Source organism: Psychrobacter sp. T6-4, assembly GCF_052258425.1.
Taxonomy (GTDB): domain Bacteria; phylum Pseudomonadota; class Gammaproteobacteria; order Pseudomonadales; family Moraxellaceae; genus Psychrobacter.
On sequence record NZ_JBQQEZ010000012.1, the window covers coordinates 17,841 to 33,161 of the forward strand.

Annotated in this window: 13 protein-coding genes and 1 other RNA gene; 6 read left to right on the forward strand and 8 right to left on the reverse strand. The window is 43.5% G+C overall.

Annotated features, from left to right (window positions below):
* The first annotated feature begins 142 nt into the window (after nucleotides 1-142).
* The gene (locus ACTXGE_RS09410; RefSeq protein ID WP_443541406.1) at nucleotides 143-472 is read left to right on the forward strand and encodes a TraR/DksA C4-type zinc finger protein; all 330 of its coding nucleotides are present in this window, start codon (nucleotides 143-145) and stop codon (nucleotides 470-472) included.
* A gap of 108 nt (nucleotides 473-580) precedes the next feature.
* On the opposite strand, the gene ACTXGE_RS09415 is transcribed toward ACTXGE_RS09410, so the two are convergent.
* Nucleotides 581-1,681, reverse strand: a complete 1,101-nt coding sequence (locus ACTXGE_RS09415) for a serine hydrolase (protein WP_435950527.1) — start codon at nucleotides 1,679-1,681, stop codon at nucleotides 581-583.
* A 414-nt stretch (nucleotides 1,682-2,095) separates the two neighbouring features.
* On the opposite strand from ACTXGE_RS09415, the gene ACTXGE_RS09420 reads away from it, so the two are divergent.
* The 3 genes from ACTXGE_RS09420 (at nucleotide 2,096) to ACTXGE_RS09430 (ending at nucleotide 6,297) form a co-directional block, all read left to right on the forward strand.
* Entirely contained in the window at nucleotides 2,096-2,731 is a 636-nt protein-coding gene (locus ACTXGE_RS09420) for a response regulator (RefSeq protein WP_317199915.1), read from the forward strand.
* A gap of 123 nt (nucleotides 2,732-2,854) precedes the next feature.
* A complete protein-coding gene (locus ACTXGE_RS09425) occupies nucleotides 2,855-4,507 on the forward strand; it encodes a sensor histidine kinase (RefSeq protein WP_317199914.1) in 1,653 nt (550 codons plus the stop codon).
* Nucleotides 4,508-4,611: 104 nt separating this feature from the next.
* Entirely contained in the window at nucleotides 4,612-6,297 is a 1,686-nt protein-coding gene (locus ACTXGE_RS09430; protein WP_443541405.1) for a sigma-54-dependent transcriptional regulator, read from the forward strand.
* 66 nt (nucleotides 6,298-6,363) lie between these two features.
* Here ACTXGE_RS09430 and ACTXGE_RS09435 read toward each other — a convergent pair whose 3' ends face one another.
* Both ACTXGE_RS09435 and gpmI read right to left on the reverse strand, forming a co-directional pair.
* The gene (locus ACTXGE_RS09435) at nucleotides 6,364-7,824 is read right to left on the reverse strand and encodes a S41 family peptidase (protein WP_443541404.1); all 1,461 of its coding nucleotides are present in this window, start codon (nucleotides 7,822-7,824) and stop codon (nucleotides 6,364-6,366) included.
* 212 nt (nucleotides 7,825-8,036) lie between these two features.
* The gene (gene gpmI, locus ACTXGE_RS09440) at nucleotides 8,037-9,704 is read right to left on the reverse strand and encodes a 2,3-bisphosphoglycerate-independent phosphoglycerate mutase (RefSeq protein WP_435950521.1); all 1,668 of its coding nucleotides are present in this window, start codon (nucleotides 9,702-9,704) and stop codon (nucleotides 8,037-8,039) included.
* A 213-nt stretch (nucleotides 9,705-9,917) separates the two neighbouring features.
* On the opposite strand from gpmI, the gene ssrS reads away from it, so the two are divergent.
* A non-coding RNA gene (ssrS, locus tag ACTXGE_RS09445) (6S RNA) lies at nucleotides 9,918-10,113 on the forward strand.
* 165 nt (nucleotides 10,114-10,278) lie between these two features.
* Here ssrS and ACTXGE_RS09450 read toward each other — a convergent pair.
* Nucleotides 10,279-10,914 (reverse strand): FxsA family protein, encoded by a 636-nt coding sequence (locus ACTXGE_RS09450; RefSeq protein ID WP_443541403.1) that lies wholly within the window; start codon nucleotides 10,912-10,914, stop codon nucleotides 10,279-10,281.
* A gap of 158 nt (nucleotides 10,915-11,072) precedes the next feature.
* On the opposite strand from ACTXGE_RS09450, the gene ruvC reads away from it, so the two are divergent.
* On the forward strand, nucleotides 11,073-11,657 hold the full coding sequence (gene ruvC / locus ACTXGE_RS09455; protein WP_443541402.1) for a crossover junction endodeoxyribonuclease RuvC: 585 nt from the start codon (nucleotides 11,073-11,075) through the stop codon (nucleotides 11,655-11,657).
* Here the strand turns inward: ruvC and ACTXGE_RS09460 are convergent, their stop codons facing one another.
* The 4 genes from ACTXGE_RS09460 to ACTXGE_RS09475 all read right to left on the reverse strand — a co-directional run bounded on the left by ACTXGE_RS09460 (nucleotide 11,658) and on the right by ACTXGE_RS09475 (nucleotide 15,246).
* The gene (locus ACTXGE_RS09460) at nucleotides 11,658-12,578 is read right to left on the reverse strand and encodes an META domain-containing protein (protein ID WP_443541401.1); all 921 of its coding nucleotides are present in this window, start codon (nucleotides 12,576-12,578) and stop codon (nucleotides 11,658-11,660) included.
* Between the two features lie 209 nt (nucleotides 12,579-12,787).
* Nucleotides 12,788-13,444, reverse strand: coding sequence for a glutathione S-transferase family protein (locus ACTXGE_RS09465; RefSeq protein WP_435950519.1), 657 nt, complete (start codon nucleotides 13,442-13,444; stop codon nucleotides 12,788-12,790).
* 167 nt (nucleotides 13,445-13,611) lie between these two features.
* Nucleotides 13,612-14,250, reverse strand: coding sequence for a peroxiredoxin (locus ACTXGE_RS09470; protein WP_443541400.1), 639 nt, complete (start codon nucleotides 14,248-14,250; stop codon nucleotides 13,612-13,614).
* A 246-nt stretch (nucleotides 14,251-14,496) separates the two neighbouring features.
* Entirely contained in the window at nucleotides 14,497-15,246 is a 750-nt protein-coding gene (locus tag ACTXGE_RS09475) for a phospholipase D family protein (protein ID WP_443541399.1), read from the reverse strand.
* Between the last annotated feature and the right edge of the window lie 75 nt (nucleotides 15,247-15,321).

Consider the following 15,321-nt stretch of genomic DNA (forward strand, 5'->3'; position numbering starts at 1 on the left):
TGCTAGAAGCGTCTATAAATACATCCCTAAATAGCTTATCGAACATCAAGTTGGGTTCTTGATAACATTTCGTGGTGGTAGTTGTACCTCGTTACTACTATGATTAAGCGTCAAAACAATAAAGATTTATTAGGAGAAAACCATGAGTATAGATTTAGACCAAGCAAAAAATGAGTTGTTAAAATTACAACAAGAGTATCAGACGCGTATAGATAATATTGAAGATCATATTCAAAACCCGCAAGACGATCTTAATGAGCATTGGGAAGACCAAGCCATCTCATATCGTCAAAATGACATGAGAAAAAGTCTAAAAGCGGAGGCGCAGCAAGGTCTCATTTATGTCAATAATGCCTTGAGCCGTATCGAAAATGGTACGTATGGCGAGTGCGAGGTATGCGGCAGAGATATTGAAGACAAGCGCCTTGAAGCTCTACCTTATGCCACCTTATGTATGGAACATGCTGAGTAGCCCTCAAGCTTGTCTTTAAATGGTAAAGATAAATGATCTAAGTAAAAAAGACCGTTATGTCATATAACGGTCTTTTTTTATGTTTAACATTTATCGTAGCATTAATACTTATACCGTACGGCGCGTGGCCAAACTGTTCAAGATGTTTTTGGCATCACCCCAGCGCGTCGCTGAACTATTAGCGCCTAAGATGACGATAATCGCGGGACGATTATTGACGCGAGTCTCCATTACCACGCAGCGCCCAGCCTCATTAATAAAGCCTGTTTTGGAGATGCCAATAGGATAGTTACCTGAGCGTACTAAGCTACTGGTGTTATTAGCCTTATAAGTACGATTGCCGTTTGAGTAATTCGACACATAAAAATCGTAGCTTTTGGTGGTCGAAAAACGACGAATAACATCATAATTACCCGCGGCGCGTACTAGTTTGACGAGATCATTTGACGAGGCAACGTTGCGCTTATCAAGGCCTGTTGGATCACCAAAAAATGCAGTGGTCATACCCAAATCTTGTGCTTTACGGTTCATGGCGCGCATAAAGGCACTATAGCCCCCTGGATAGTTACGTGCCAGACTCTTTGCCGCAGGATTTTCTGATTTCATAAGTGACATCAGTAGCATCTCAGCGCGGTTGAGGCGATCGCCTGATTTAAGACGTGAGCTTGCACGCTTAGGACCGACAAAATCCTCAGGGTCAAGGGTGAGCTCCTCTCGCATATCAAGACCGCTATCGAGCACCACCATCGCTGTCATAATCTTGGTAATACTCGCCATAGGACGAGCGACATCAGCGTTTTTCTCATAGATAGACTCACCGGTTTCGGCATCAATTACCGCCACACTACGTGAGTTGGTACTAATGGGAATCATGTCAGTGGTACTACCAAAACTGCCGCGGTAGGTTGTATTGTAGTTATTAGTAGTGTTGTAACTGTTGCTACTACTACCATAGCTGCCAGCATTAGTTAGGTTGGTTGTACCATAACCGTTGTCTACTTTTCTTATAGTAGAGCCACTATTGGTAGAGCCACTATTTGATTTGTACATAATATTGCGAGCTTCAGACAAGCTATCAGCGCCGCCCCAACTCATACGAGCGCTTGCGCCACTATCATTGATCGTTAGCGCAGCTTGCGCCATGCTACCTAAACTAAGTGAGATCATAGTAGCGATAAGTTGCTGTTTGCTTATAGGTAGATGTTTCATTCTTCCCCCTGCTGTCGCTCTAGTACTCATTTTAGGAAGTATCACTGGCAAGCGTAGCGTTTATAAAGATGTTTGTATAGACTCGGTAAGAGTTCCTGTATTTTTAGTGTATCATGGATTGCGTTTTAGTTTAACGCGTTGCACTCACTTAACAAGGGCATTCGTTGACGGTTCAAACTTTATTACATTTGCTTTATATTACAGTAATATTGATTAACATTTGAGCAATATTTACGATTTGCTTTTATAGCATCAATATTTTTTGTGGTAAAAAGTCAACAAAAACATTACTCTAGCTACTTTGGTTTAATCACGAAGGTTTATCGAACATGCCTACAAAGTATAGTCGTTAATGCTGCGCCCATTTTCTTTACAATTTATACCCTATAATGATAGATAGCAAAGAGTAAAACTATGATTCGAGTATTAGTAGTAGATGATCATGATTTGGTACGTATGGGCATCAGCCGTATGTTATCAGACAGTCCAGATATTGAAGTTGCAGGCGAAGCGGACAGTGGCGACATGGCTATCAAGCTTGCCAAACAGCTGCGTCCTGATGTCGTTTTGCTCGATGTCAATATGCCAAACATCGGCGGCCTTGAAGCCACCAAACGCTTGATTCAGTTGGATATGGGCATCAAAATTTTGGCAGTGAGTAGCGTGGTCGCTCAGCCCTACCCTTCTATGCTGCTAAAGGCGGGCGTGAATGGCTATATTACTAAGGGTACGCCATTAGATGAGATGATACGTGCGGTCAAAAAAGTCTATCAAGGCGGGCGTTACTTTAGCAACGATGTCGCTGAGCAATTGGCAGAAGTGCTGCTTTCAGATAAAGCAGCCTCCCCTTTTGATCTATTAAGTGATCGCGAAAAACAAGTCGCTATGATGGTGGTCAACTGTCAAAGCCCGCAGCAGATTGCGGATCAATTATTTGTCAGTGTCAAAACCATCAACACTTATCGCTACCGAATTTACGAAAAGGTCGGTGTCGATAGCGACGTCAAACTTACCCATCTAGCAATACGTCATGGTTTGATTCAGCCTTAGTCTTAGTCTTAGTCTTAGTCTTAGTCTCAATAATATCGATAGAAATAGAAACAACAACTATCGTCAAAACCAAATCAGCCTTACGTTATATTCAACCAACCTCTTACCTTTACTGATTGATATATGAAATATGCGACTAGTGCGGCGTCGGCCTTAACTCAATATCTGCAAAGAGGCGATACGCTACCGCTTACGCAGCTGCGTAGGCTTGGACTGATCTATAGCAGTTACCGATTAGTCATAAGTCTATTTTTCATACTGATGAGTTATGCTTCTATCGGTTCTGATGACAGCTCATTATTGCCAAGCTTACTACAGCAGACTGCTCTCGTTTTTTATGTCATCCTCAGTTTAATCTTGTTAGGTTTGTTTTATGTCGTGACCAAAGAGCCACGCCAGCAACTAATATTTGGCTTAGCGTTAGATATTGTGATCCTAAGCTTGCTGCTATATACCAATGGCGCGCCTGATTTACAGCTCACCATGCTCTATATGGTGGTCGTGGCGGCAAGCTTTATGTTGCTAAGCGGGTCACAGGCGTTGATCATCACCTTACTTGCGATTATCTTTGTTATTTACCAGCAGTTTTTTTATGCTATTGCTAATAGCATGAGCCTTAGCAATCTTGGCGACGCGCTCCTTATGTCCGCCAGCTTTTTGACCGTCGGGTTTTTGAGCTGGTCGATATCACAACGTTTGGTACAAGTTGAAAAGCTAGCCGCTAAGCACTCAAACGAGGTAGAGCGGCTCAACACTATCAATCAAGAGGTTATCAAACAAATGGTCAACGGCGTCATTGTCATTGACCAAAAGCGCGTGGTTCTAGCCAACCGCGCCGCCCATCAGCTGCTCAATATCGCCTCTCGCTTTGAGGAGCAATTTAGTCAGCGTCATCCGCAGCTGTTTGCAGGTTGCCTGTCTGTTGCACCCGGTCAGTCGCGTCTGTTTATTTATGAATTACCCAAATCAGATAGCGCCTCTATCGTTGGTAAACTGCGCGTACAACTCACTCCTTTAAAGGGTTCAAGTCAACTTATCATACTAGAAGATTTACGCCGCGAACAAGCCAGCGCGCAGCAGTTAAAGCTGGCATCTTTAGGTCAATTGACTGCCAGTATCGCACACGAAATCAGAAACCCTCTTGCCACTATCTCCCAAGCCAGCGAGCTATTGATGGAAGATACTTTGGAGGCTGAAAACGAGAGTGAGTTGTCAGCATCGGTGGCTAACAACCACGAACTGTACAAGATGATATTTACGCAAACCAAACGCGTCAATCGTATCATTGAAGACATTCTAAAGTTATCTCGCCAGCAAAGCGCAGCGCAGCAAGCTATTGCTTTGGCCGGGTGGATACCTGAATTTATAGAAAATTACTTTAAAGAGCATGATGTGTTTTTGAGTATTCAAGATCAGCCCATGATTCAATTTGATCCGCATCAATTAGAACAAGTACTGATCAACTTGATTAACAATGGCCTGCGTTACAGCAGCTACTCGCACCCTCACGCTTATGTCAAAATTGAGATCTATTACATCAATAATGAAATAGCTATTGATATATTAGATGATGGCGCAGGCGTGGACTTGGCCGACATAGAGCAGTTGTTCAACCCGTTTTTTACTACAGATACTTCAGGTACAGGTTTGGGTTTGTATTTGTCACAAGCCTTTTGCGAGGCTAATCAAGCGCGCTTAACGTATGTCCCTGAACACGAAAAAACTTGTTTTCGTCTAATTGCTCCTGCTATCGACAAACAAATGATGAGAACGTAAACTAAAAGTCGTTATATACTGATATTATAACATTCAGCACTTTGTGAACGAGCACTTTATAAGCCGATAGCTGTCTGCGCTACCTGAATACAATAAGGATATCTATGACCACGACTGCCCTTGTCGTCGACGATGAAGTTGATCTATGTCGTCTGATGCAAATTACCTTGACTAAAATGGGTATCAAAAGTGATGTCGCTTATACTTTGGCGCAGGCAAAAGAATACTGGCAAGAGAGCCACTACGATTTTTGTTTGACGGATCTAAACTTACCTGATGGTTCAGGTCTAGATCTGGTCAAGCTCATTAGTAATAGCTCAACCAGTCCAGTTGCGGTGATTACTGCTTATGGCAGTATGGATCTGGCTATTGAGGCTCTAAAGATTGGTGCCTTTGATTTTGTCAATAAACCCCTTGAGCTTCCGCGCCTACGGCAACTGGTAGAGAGTGCGCTAAAGGTAATTCACCAAGATCATAAAGCTGAATCTGAACCTGAGTCAAATCCTGAACAGCAGATGTTAGATGAGCGCCTTATCGGCAACGCTAAGGTTATGCTCACGCTCAAAAAAACGGTACTCAAGCTGGCACGCTCGCAAGCGCCTGTGTTCTTATCTGGCGCGTCAGGCACGGGCAAAGAGGTCGTCGCGCGCTTGATTCATGACTTAAGTCCGCGCCGCGAGGGTAGTTTTGTCGCTGTAAACTGCGGCGCTATTCCCTCAGAGCTGATGGAGTCAGAGTTTTTTGGTCATAAAAAGGGCAGCTTTACAGGTGCGGTCGCAGATAAACAAGGGCTGTTTCAACAAGCCAATGGGGGTACGTTATTTTTAGATGAAGTGGCTGATTTGCCGCTTGCCATGCAAGTCAAACTACTGCGAGCTATTCAAGAAAAAAACGTCCGCGCCATTGGTGATACCAAAGAGGTGCCTGTAGATATACGTATACTATCAGCGACTCACAAAGATTTAGATCAATTGGTACAAAGGGGTACATTTAGGCAAGATTTATATTATCGCATCAACGTCATCGAGCTTAAACTGCCGGCGCTCAATACTCGCCGTGATGATATCCCTATTTTGACGACGCATTTTTTGAATATGATCGCGCGCGAATGGCAACTTGATACGCATCCGACAATTACCGATGAGGCTTGCCTGCGCTTGCAGCAACACGAGTTTGCAGGCAATGTGCGTGAGCTGCGTAACTTACTTGAGCGCGCGATTACTTTGGCTGATACCTCAGTGATTGATGTCACCCATTTAGGACTTGGTGAAGTATCAGCACCAGAGCAAACGACAAACGCAAAAACCAGTCTTGCAGACGATCATGCGGCTGACAACGCAGTACCGCCGACTACACAAGATAGCAGTAGCATTCAAGATAATAGTAGCATTCAAGATAATAGTATAGACAAACCGCATTCTACGGCGGCGTATCCTTATCGGACGACCACTCAGCACTACCCTTCTGCTATTAGACACACGTTAGCGATCGAGCGCGGCGCGGCCGCTTTTGATAATCCGATTGGTCAGCAAAAACCAGAGCACGTCACCTCTACTGACGAGCAAGCGACTGATGCTAATGCGATCGTGTCTCAAACTTCTGTAGAACAGTTGCCAGTAGAGGGACTCGAGCAGTATCTGTTAGAACAAGAAAAACAGTTGATTCTCACTGCTTTGAAACAAACTGACTGGAATAAAACTCAAGCCGCCGAGCGTTTAGGGACTACGTTTCGCTCCTTAAGATATCGTATGAAAAAACTAGATATCGCAGAAGATAAGCAAGTAGATTAGCAGCAAGTCAGTAAGGTTATATCTCTGTCACTTGGTAAAACGCTAGATGGCTGTATTATTCATAACTTATTGACCTTGGGTTTTTTGTTCTTTTTTATTTATAAAGCGTATGCCGTCAGTCTGTATCTGCTCACGCAATATAGACAGCGCCTGCGCCTCCCACGTTTTTTCTTTATCCAATAGCATGACATCAGGTTTAACACCGATTGCATCAATCTCACCGCCATTTGCGGTTAGATAATGCGCGACAGTCAGCTTGATAGCTTGCTCGTTATCTAATGGAATCACAGACTGCACCGAACCTTTACCATAACTGATCTCACCGACGATCAGCGCGCGATTTTGTGCTTGTAGGCTGCTTGCTAACACTTCCGCTGCTGAGGCAGAATATCTATTTTGCAAGATCACCACAGGTAATGGTTTGAGAATAGCGACGCCTTTGGTGCTAAGCGTACGCGGATCTGCATTGCGGCTTTTGACTTGTACCACGTCAGTATCTGTCATAAACAGACTAGCAATATTAATCGCTGACGATAATACGCCGCCTGGATTATCACGCACATCTAGCAAGATACCAGAGACTGGCGCGTCAAGTCCGACCACGCCTTCAATGATTTTTTCACGGCTGTTATTTTGAAATACAGGCAGTTTGATGATAGCGATACCATCGACTAGTCGGGTTTCTATGGCTTTTGGATTACTATTATTACGCTGTAACGTCGTTGTATGCTTGCGCCTACCTGCTCTAGAGGTAACCACATCTACCTGCGTACCAGCAATACCAGACAATAGCTGTTTGACATCATTACTTCTGTTGTTTTCGTCCAGCTCAAAGTCATCAATTTGGTGCAAATAATCACCAACATCGATATCATTTTCGTCTGCCGGCGAGTCGGAGATGACGTCCGTGACTACCCAGTACCCCGCTTGAGGCTGATACATAACGGTGATACCGATATCTCCAACATCTCCTTGGGTAAACGCACGCAGGTTGTCATAAGCTTCTGCATCCAAAAACTCAGCATGACTATCAAGCTTAGTCAGCATACCGCTAATCGCATTATTAAATAGTGCCTCATCGTTTACCGCATTGATATATTCTCGCCGTACCAAACCGACGACCTTGACAAAGGTCTTTAGCGTATCAGGACTAATAGCATTGAGAGAAACGCGTGACACCTCCTCTGGTATATCCGAATCCAAATCATCGGAGTCGTCCATTGGATACTCCAAATCATCATCAGAGTTGTCACTACCGAAGTCATCGCTGTCATCCAAAGCACTGTTATCAGGAGCGCTATCGACATCGTCATCGGCATCACTGTCGCTATCGTCATATTCACTTGAGAGACTTATAGCGCTAACTTTAAGCGTATTTTTGTCAGTAGGCGCAGCATAAGTATTGCTCCCTATGATACTCAATGACCCAAACAAGCTGAGCGCTAATGCGTAATGCATTATCGCTGTAGGTTGCAGTACTATAGGCTTATTCAAAGCCGTGTAGATAGAAGATCGCAGGTAGGACATAGATGACTCATCTAAAAAACAAAGAGGATATCTCGTTAATAATAGTGTAATTAAACGCCCTAAGCCATATAAAAAAGGGAGAGATAATAGTATCTCTCCCTTAATCAATGCTCACTACGGTAGACAAACGTGTTAATGATCAGTAGTAGCAGTTATAGGTCATACTATCTAATAAAGCGTATAGCTTTAATGACGTACTAATCTTAGGCACATCAATGGGCTTTAACCAGCAAACTCTCACCAGTCATCTCGCCTGGTGCCGCCATCTCCATCAAGGCCAAAATCGTCGGTGAGACATCACTAAGCTTACCGCCGCTGCGCACTTGTACCGGCTGCTCACCGACATAGATCAAAGGCACAAATTCAGTCGTATGCTGAGTATGCACCTGCCCGCTATCATAATCATGCATCTGCTCGCAATTACCATGATCGGCGGTGATAAGCATATGACCATTTGCTGCGCGTACCGCTGATTCAACGCGGCCTACACATTCATCTAACGCTTCAACCGCCTTTACCGCAGCAGCAAAATTGCCCGTATGCCCGACCATATCACCATTGGCATAGTTGACAACGAGGACATCATGCTTACCCGAATCAATCGCAGCGACGAGCTTATCGGTAAGCTCAGGCGCACTCATTTCAGGCTGTAAGTCATAAGTGGCCACATCAGGTGACGGCACTAAAATACGCGTCTCACCCTCATACTCAGCTTCACGGCCACCACTAAAAAAGAAGGTGACATGCGCGTACTTTTCAGTTTCAGCGATACGTAACTGGGTTTTGTTGTGATCTTGCAAAAACTCACCGAGCGTATTGTTTAGCGAAGTTGGATAATAAGCAACGCTGGTTTTTGGGTTGTCTGCAAGCTCATCTGAGTATTTGGTTAGCATGACAAAGGCGGCAAGCTTTGGCTGCTTTTGACGGGCAAAACCTGAGAACTCATGATCAGGTAGTATAAACGCCTGCGCCAGCTCACGGGCGCGATCTGCGCGAAAATTCATAAAGATCAGCGCATCGTTGTCATCAACGGTAAAAGGCGTTTCGCCGTGCTCTATAACGGTTGTGGGGCTGATGAATTCATCGGTTTCACGTGATTTGTAAGCCGCTTGTACCGCGCCATCAGCACGAGTTGACATGCGATCGGCTTTGCCTTCGGTAATCAGCTCATAAGCTTTTTGCACGCGATCCCAACGATTGTCACGATCCATCGCATAGTAGCGACCAATAATACTAGCGATTTGCACGCGGCCACCTTCATAATGAGCGTTCAATTTATTGATATGCTCGCGCAGACGATTGATGTATTTATCAGCAGATTTAGGCGGTGTATCACGACCATCTAAAAAGCAGTGGACAAAGACATTTTTAGCACCATGAACCAGTGCTGAGTGGCACATAGCCTCGATATGATCTTGATGCGAATGCACGCCGCCATCAGAGACCAGACCCATAATGTGCACGTTACCACCTTTGTCATTAGCAGCGTTCACAGCGTTCACCAGCGCTTCGTTTTTGTAAAACTCGCGGCTGACAAGCTCACTTGATATCCGTGTTGAATCCTGATACAGCACGCGCCCTGCGCCCAGATTCATATGACCTACCTCAGAGTTGCCAAACTGCCCCTGGGGCAAACCAACATCTTCACCTGATGCCGATATCAGTCCGTGCGGATAGCGCTGGTAGATACTATCTAAATGCGGGGTATTTGCGGCAGCTATCGCATTATCATCGCTCTCTTCACGATGACCAAAACCATCCAAAATCATCAAAACATGAGGTGTTTTTTTATTATTCTGATCATCAGTTTTATTATTCTGATCGTCAGTATGTGTCTGACTGTCATCAGTAGACTTAGGCTGGGTCTGCGTATTGCTCATAGATTACCGCTCCTCAAGTGAATGAACGCCGTTATTTGGGATACTAAAAGCCCTATATATTACCACACATCTTAAAATACTTGAAAACTGAGCATTCTTTACTCATTTACTCACGTTTGAGTTAGACAATTAGCTCATAAGCACCTTAGTACAAAAGCTACGTATCAAACTGTAATCGCACTTGCATTAGCCTAATTCATTGGTTACTATGATTATATTCTGAAGTGTTGGCTAGTAGATGTTTATTCCCTGAGCCGATAATGCTTTACCAGGATGCGCTATCTATTATCTCATTGTGTATGCCTGCACCGCTTGCGGTGTATCAGGAAACCTGCAGAGATGATGACGTATCCGCCCTGAACTTCACGGTTCATGGGTCACCATCTTACGGCGACACTTCGGTTGTTTTATATGATTAATATGATTTGTCACTTAGCTGATATGCTACTGAGAGTTGTATTAAGAAAATCGTATTGAGTAGTACGAAAAAGTCCCTATCTTTTCAAGGTAGGGGCTTTTTTATGAGTACCAATTTATAAGTATCAAAAGAGCACTACAAAATAAGAACTAACGCTTATTCATCATTGGCAGACTTAGTAATCTTTTTGACATCTTTAGGGATATTTTTGGCAGTACCGTCAATGGTAGTGTTCTGTTTAAAAACATCACCGAATGGGTTTTGTTGCTCAAAAGGATTTGGCTGCTGACCAAAGGGGCTTTGATTGTTCATGCCGCCTTGTCCACCAAATGGGTTTTGGCCATTCATACCGCCAAATGGGTTTTGGCCACCCATCTGTCCACCCATCTGTTTTGCCATCATCTCCATCATCTTTTGCTGATTGTTCATAACATAGTTATTAGCGACATCTTTGAGCTTCTTTTGAACAGGTGGCAGGACCAGTAGCAACGCGATCAGATCACTAATGACTCCTGGTATCAACAACAAGATACCTGCGCCAGCCATCGCTACGCTTTTGAGCATTGTGGCTTCTTGCGGGCGCATGGATGGGTTCATCATGCCGCCAGCTTTCATTTGCTGCGCCATAGGATTTAGCGCCGCCATACCTTTACGGATGAGCGCGATGCCGATAACAGCGGCAATAATAAACCATATAAATACCCACCAGCCACTAATGGTCTGAGCAATCAGATACCAAATGAGCATCTCGATAATAAACCAAACAATGGCGATACCAACTATCTGACCCATAAAATGTCGTCCTGTAAAAAACTTAAAATGTAATCGTCAATAAAAAATCGTTAACGTATGATGTATATGGGGATGGCTTGCTATACTATCAAACTTAGCGCCGCATTTTAAGTGCAAAGCTGCCAAACAAAATATACGCAACACAAAAACGGACCCTTATGGCAATTATTATTGGAATAGATCCAGGCTCTCGTATGACAGGGTATGGCATCATCCAGCAAACCGGTGACAAACTAACCTTTATTGATGCAGGTACTATTCGTACGGATACCAAAGAGATGCCCGAGCGCCTAAAGCGCATATTTAACGGTCTCACTCGCATTACTGAATATCACATCAAATATGCTAATGAGCCTATTTATACCGCTATCGAGCAAGTATTTATGGCAGAAAACCCCGACTCAGCGCTCAAGCTCGGTCAGGCGCGCGGAGCTGCTATTGCCGCTATGGTAGCGCTGGACTTAGAAGTGTCAGAGTATACCGCGCGCCAGATTAAGCAAGCGGTTTGTGGTTATGGCGCAGCCGCCAAAGAGCAAGTACAAGAAATGGTTTGTCGCATACTGTCGTTAGATGTGGTGCCTCAGCAAGATGCGGCAGATGGTCTCGCCTGCGCAATTTGTCATGCGCACTCGAGTCACTCTATGAACAAGCTGATACTTAACAGTGCCATGCGCGGACGCGGTAGCTCCAAGAAAAAAGGACGCTGGCGTCTAAGCGAAGAGGATCTAGGTAACATACGCTAATTAATTGACTTCAGTTTGCTCAACAATAGTGTCAAGCACATAAGCATAGTTATTGTTTGACGCAGTTTGCATACTATTATTGCTAGCGTTTAGAGCATAACGGTGCAAACGTAGCACTTGATCGAACTCACTACTATGCTCATAGCCATCTATAGTGCCTGCAAACTCTACGCGCTCGCCCTCGCTAACCTTTATACCTTGATCGTCGTACACTACAGGTTTTACTTGTAAGCACACTTGCGCGCTATTATCTGTGCACGGCGTAGTCTGAGCATCTATTGCCCAAAATATCGTCTCGCCTCGACTGCCATACTTAGCTTTTGCCGTCATTTTGCCGCGCCACTGCAGAGTAACTCCATTATCAGTTATTTGAGTTAGTATCGAGCCATTGTCTTTATCATTAGTAAGCTCTAACTGATTGACCCCTTGCATTAAATCGTTCAAGCGATTTTCAACCAAATCTAAGTCAGCACATGACATTTTAGTGCTCATGCTGTTGTCGATTGTCATCTCATTGCCTTGTAGCTGATAGCCTGCACTCATCGTGTTGCAGCCAACGCTATAGATTAAGCTGTTTTTGCCTTGACGCTGGATGAACGATGCAGTGACTTGATTTTTGATATCTAAAAGTGAAGTTAAAGGTTGACTCTCATCACTGAGTGCATCTACCAAAATCCAGCGATACTGAATAAGATCATCAATCAATTTGTCTTCTGCACTACTATTATCAACAGAAGGTGCCTGTTCATCAGCTAAGGTGGTGGTATTATCAGCTGGGGCAATAGTATCATCAGACAAGTCTGTATCATTTATGCTTGAGCGCTCTACGTTTGAAGCGCTGCTCTGCGCAGGATCACTACAAGCGCTAATACCTAAAGCGGCGCCAACCAACACTCCAAACACTTTATATACTGATGTCATACCGCTATCACCTTACGCAGATTCTACCTATATCGTTATAGATAAAAGTTTAAATTAATAATGGTTCAACTAAAAACTATATGAGTGATAAGAAGTACTTATCACTCATATCATCATAACTAGCAAATATTAGATTACGCTGTAAAAACTTGTTTGTTTTTCTCACAAAAACCTTACAACGTTTTAGATCATTTAAGAGTTTTATATTCCTATTCTTTAGCAGGCTTAGCTTTAGCCATATTTTTGATACTAAAGCGCTCATGCATATGCTGATAAAAACGAGCTAAATTGTCCCCTTGTTCAGTTGGATTTACCTTGAGCGCTTTCCCAAAATCCAGACCTAAGTACAAGACAATATCTGCAAAACTCAATTGATCACCTACTAGATAATCACGACCCTCTAAAGCTTTTTCAAAATAAGGTAGCGCTTGTAAGGCACGATTGATGGACGGCGTTACAAAATCGGCTACCTGCTCTACGCGCTCAGCTTTTGAGGGGTGGCTGTGCTGGAAGGCTAACATAAAGTTGTAGAGCACTTCAAACTCAGCGACGCGGCGCATTGAACACACTTGCGCGCGCTGTACCACATCATTGCCCATGACTGAACGCTCGCCGTAAACGCGGTCAAGGTACTCACATATTGCTTGTGAGTCATTGAGCACCGTCCCATCCCCTAAGGTTAGTACTGGCACCGTCTGCATCGGGTTAATCTGCGTGAATGCCTCGCCCATCTGCTCACTGCTACCAAAGTCAATATCTACAATATCGATATCATCAACATCGTCGATATCTATACCCTTTGACGCCATTAAAATAAGTGCTTTACGTGGATTGGGAGCCGTGCGGGTCACGTATAATTTTTTCATGATAAAGTCCTTTTATATGGTTTAAGATAATGGTTTGTTAGTAAGCTACGTTAATATATTCTACGTCTTGAGTCTAGCACAGCAATCAATCTTTGAAATAATAATAGACAACAAAAAACCCCATAACGTGACGTTATGAGGCTCTTAGTGTGCATGCTAAATACGACTTACTTGTTTGGTGCAGGCGTAGTACGCAAGTAAGGCTTAATCTCAGTATGACCTTTAGGGTAATTTGTCGCGATGTCTTCGTTTTTGACACTTGGCGGAATAATAACGTCATCGCCATCTTTCCAGTCTACTGGTGTGGCAATATTGTACTCATCAGACAATTGAATAGCATCAATGACTCGGATGATCTCATCAAAGTTACGACCACAGCTGGCAGGATAGGTCAGAGTCAGGCGGATTTTTTTGTTAGGATCAATAATAAAGACACTACGTACGGTATGCGTGCTGTCAGCATTAGGATGCATCATGTCATACAGCTCAGCCACTTCTTTATTGGGATCAGCGATAATTGGGAAGTTCAAGTCCGTGCCTTGTGTCTCGCCGATATCTTTTGCCCACTGATGATGATCTTCGATACTATCAACAGAAATACAGATTGGCTTGACACCGCGCTTTTGGAACTCGCCATTCAAGGCAGCAGCGCGGCCAAGCTCAGTCGTACATACTGGGGTAAAATCAGCTGGGTGCGAGAAGAACACTACCCAATTATCACCCGCCCAATCATAAAAGTTAATCTGACCATCTGTGGTGTTCGCATCAAAGTTTGGTGCATCATCACCTAAACGTAAATGTGCCATGTAAAGCTCCTTGTTGTGAATTTTAGTTTTAATTGTACAAACGCTTAGCGCTATCTGCGCCGCTCATTTAGTCACGCTGATGTTGACAAGCTACTAAAGTATACCGCAATAAATAGCAGCTAGGCAAAATAGTCGCTAGGCAAAACCTAATCTTACTTTAGCAAATCGGTTATGACTATGCTGTGAGCAATTGTAAGATATTTATTCCATTTTTAACTATACATGAATACTTTTGTTTATAAATATTTAGATAACCATACCCGATTCCCATAGGCAAAATTCACCGTATCTTCCGCGTTTGCTACTACCGCCTGCTGTACGTCCTGCCTCGGTCAATACCAGCTCGCCTTCTTTATCCTCTAAGTAACCTGCTTCAAGTAGTTTACTATTGAGCTCTTGCGTCTTTAGCCCCAGCTCTTTGGCTAGTTTAGCCGTTGTTAATTTAGAATAGTTGGGTGTCATCTCTACTGGTTTGGTAGAAGAGTGATTGTCTACCGTTTTATTTTTGTCATCAGTAATACTGTTGTCAGTCGCAGCCGCCTTCTCGCTTACTTTTTCAAGTGACATGCGTACCTCATCACTGATACGGATAATACGCTGCGCTTCTTCATAAGTATCTGCATATAGCTTGGCATCATCATTGCGAAAGATTAGTACACCCATCTCATTGTTATTCACTTGGCTAAATTCATACAGATTGAGGCTAGTGATGATGCATTCATTCTCATTTAAGTAGCATTTAGCATGCAGGTTCTTGCAAAAGCTAGTGCGTATAAAGGTAAGGTTTTTGAGCCAATTGATCTCTTCTGGATGCAGATCATTTTTGCCATAAACGATACGAATATCAATTTTGAGACGATTACGGTCTTCTAATAACTCTTTGATACGCTCGTTCAGCTTTAGATAAGGGCTAATAATAATCAGCCGATCAGAAGCATTTTTAATCAGCTCTTCTAAATGGTAAGTTGTGCCGCTACTGTTTAAAAATTTCGCCATTGCCTCGTCCTTAATATTTTGCGCTTATAAAAAACCCATCTCAAGCTTACTTGAAATGGGCTTAATTGCAAACTA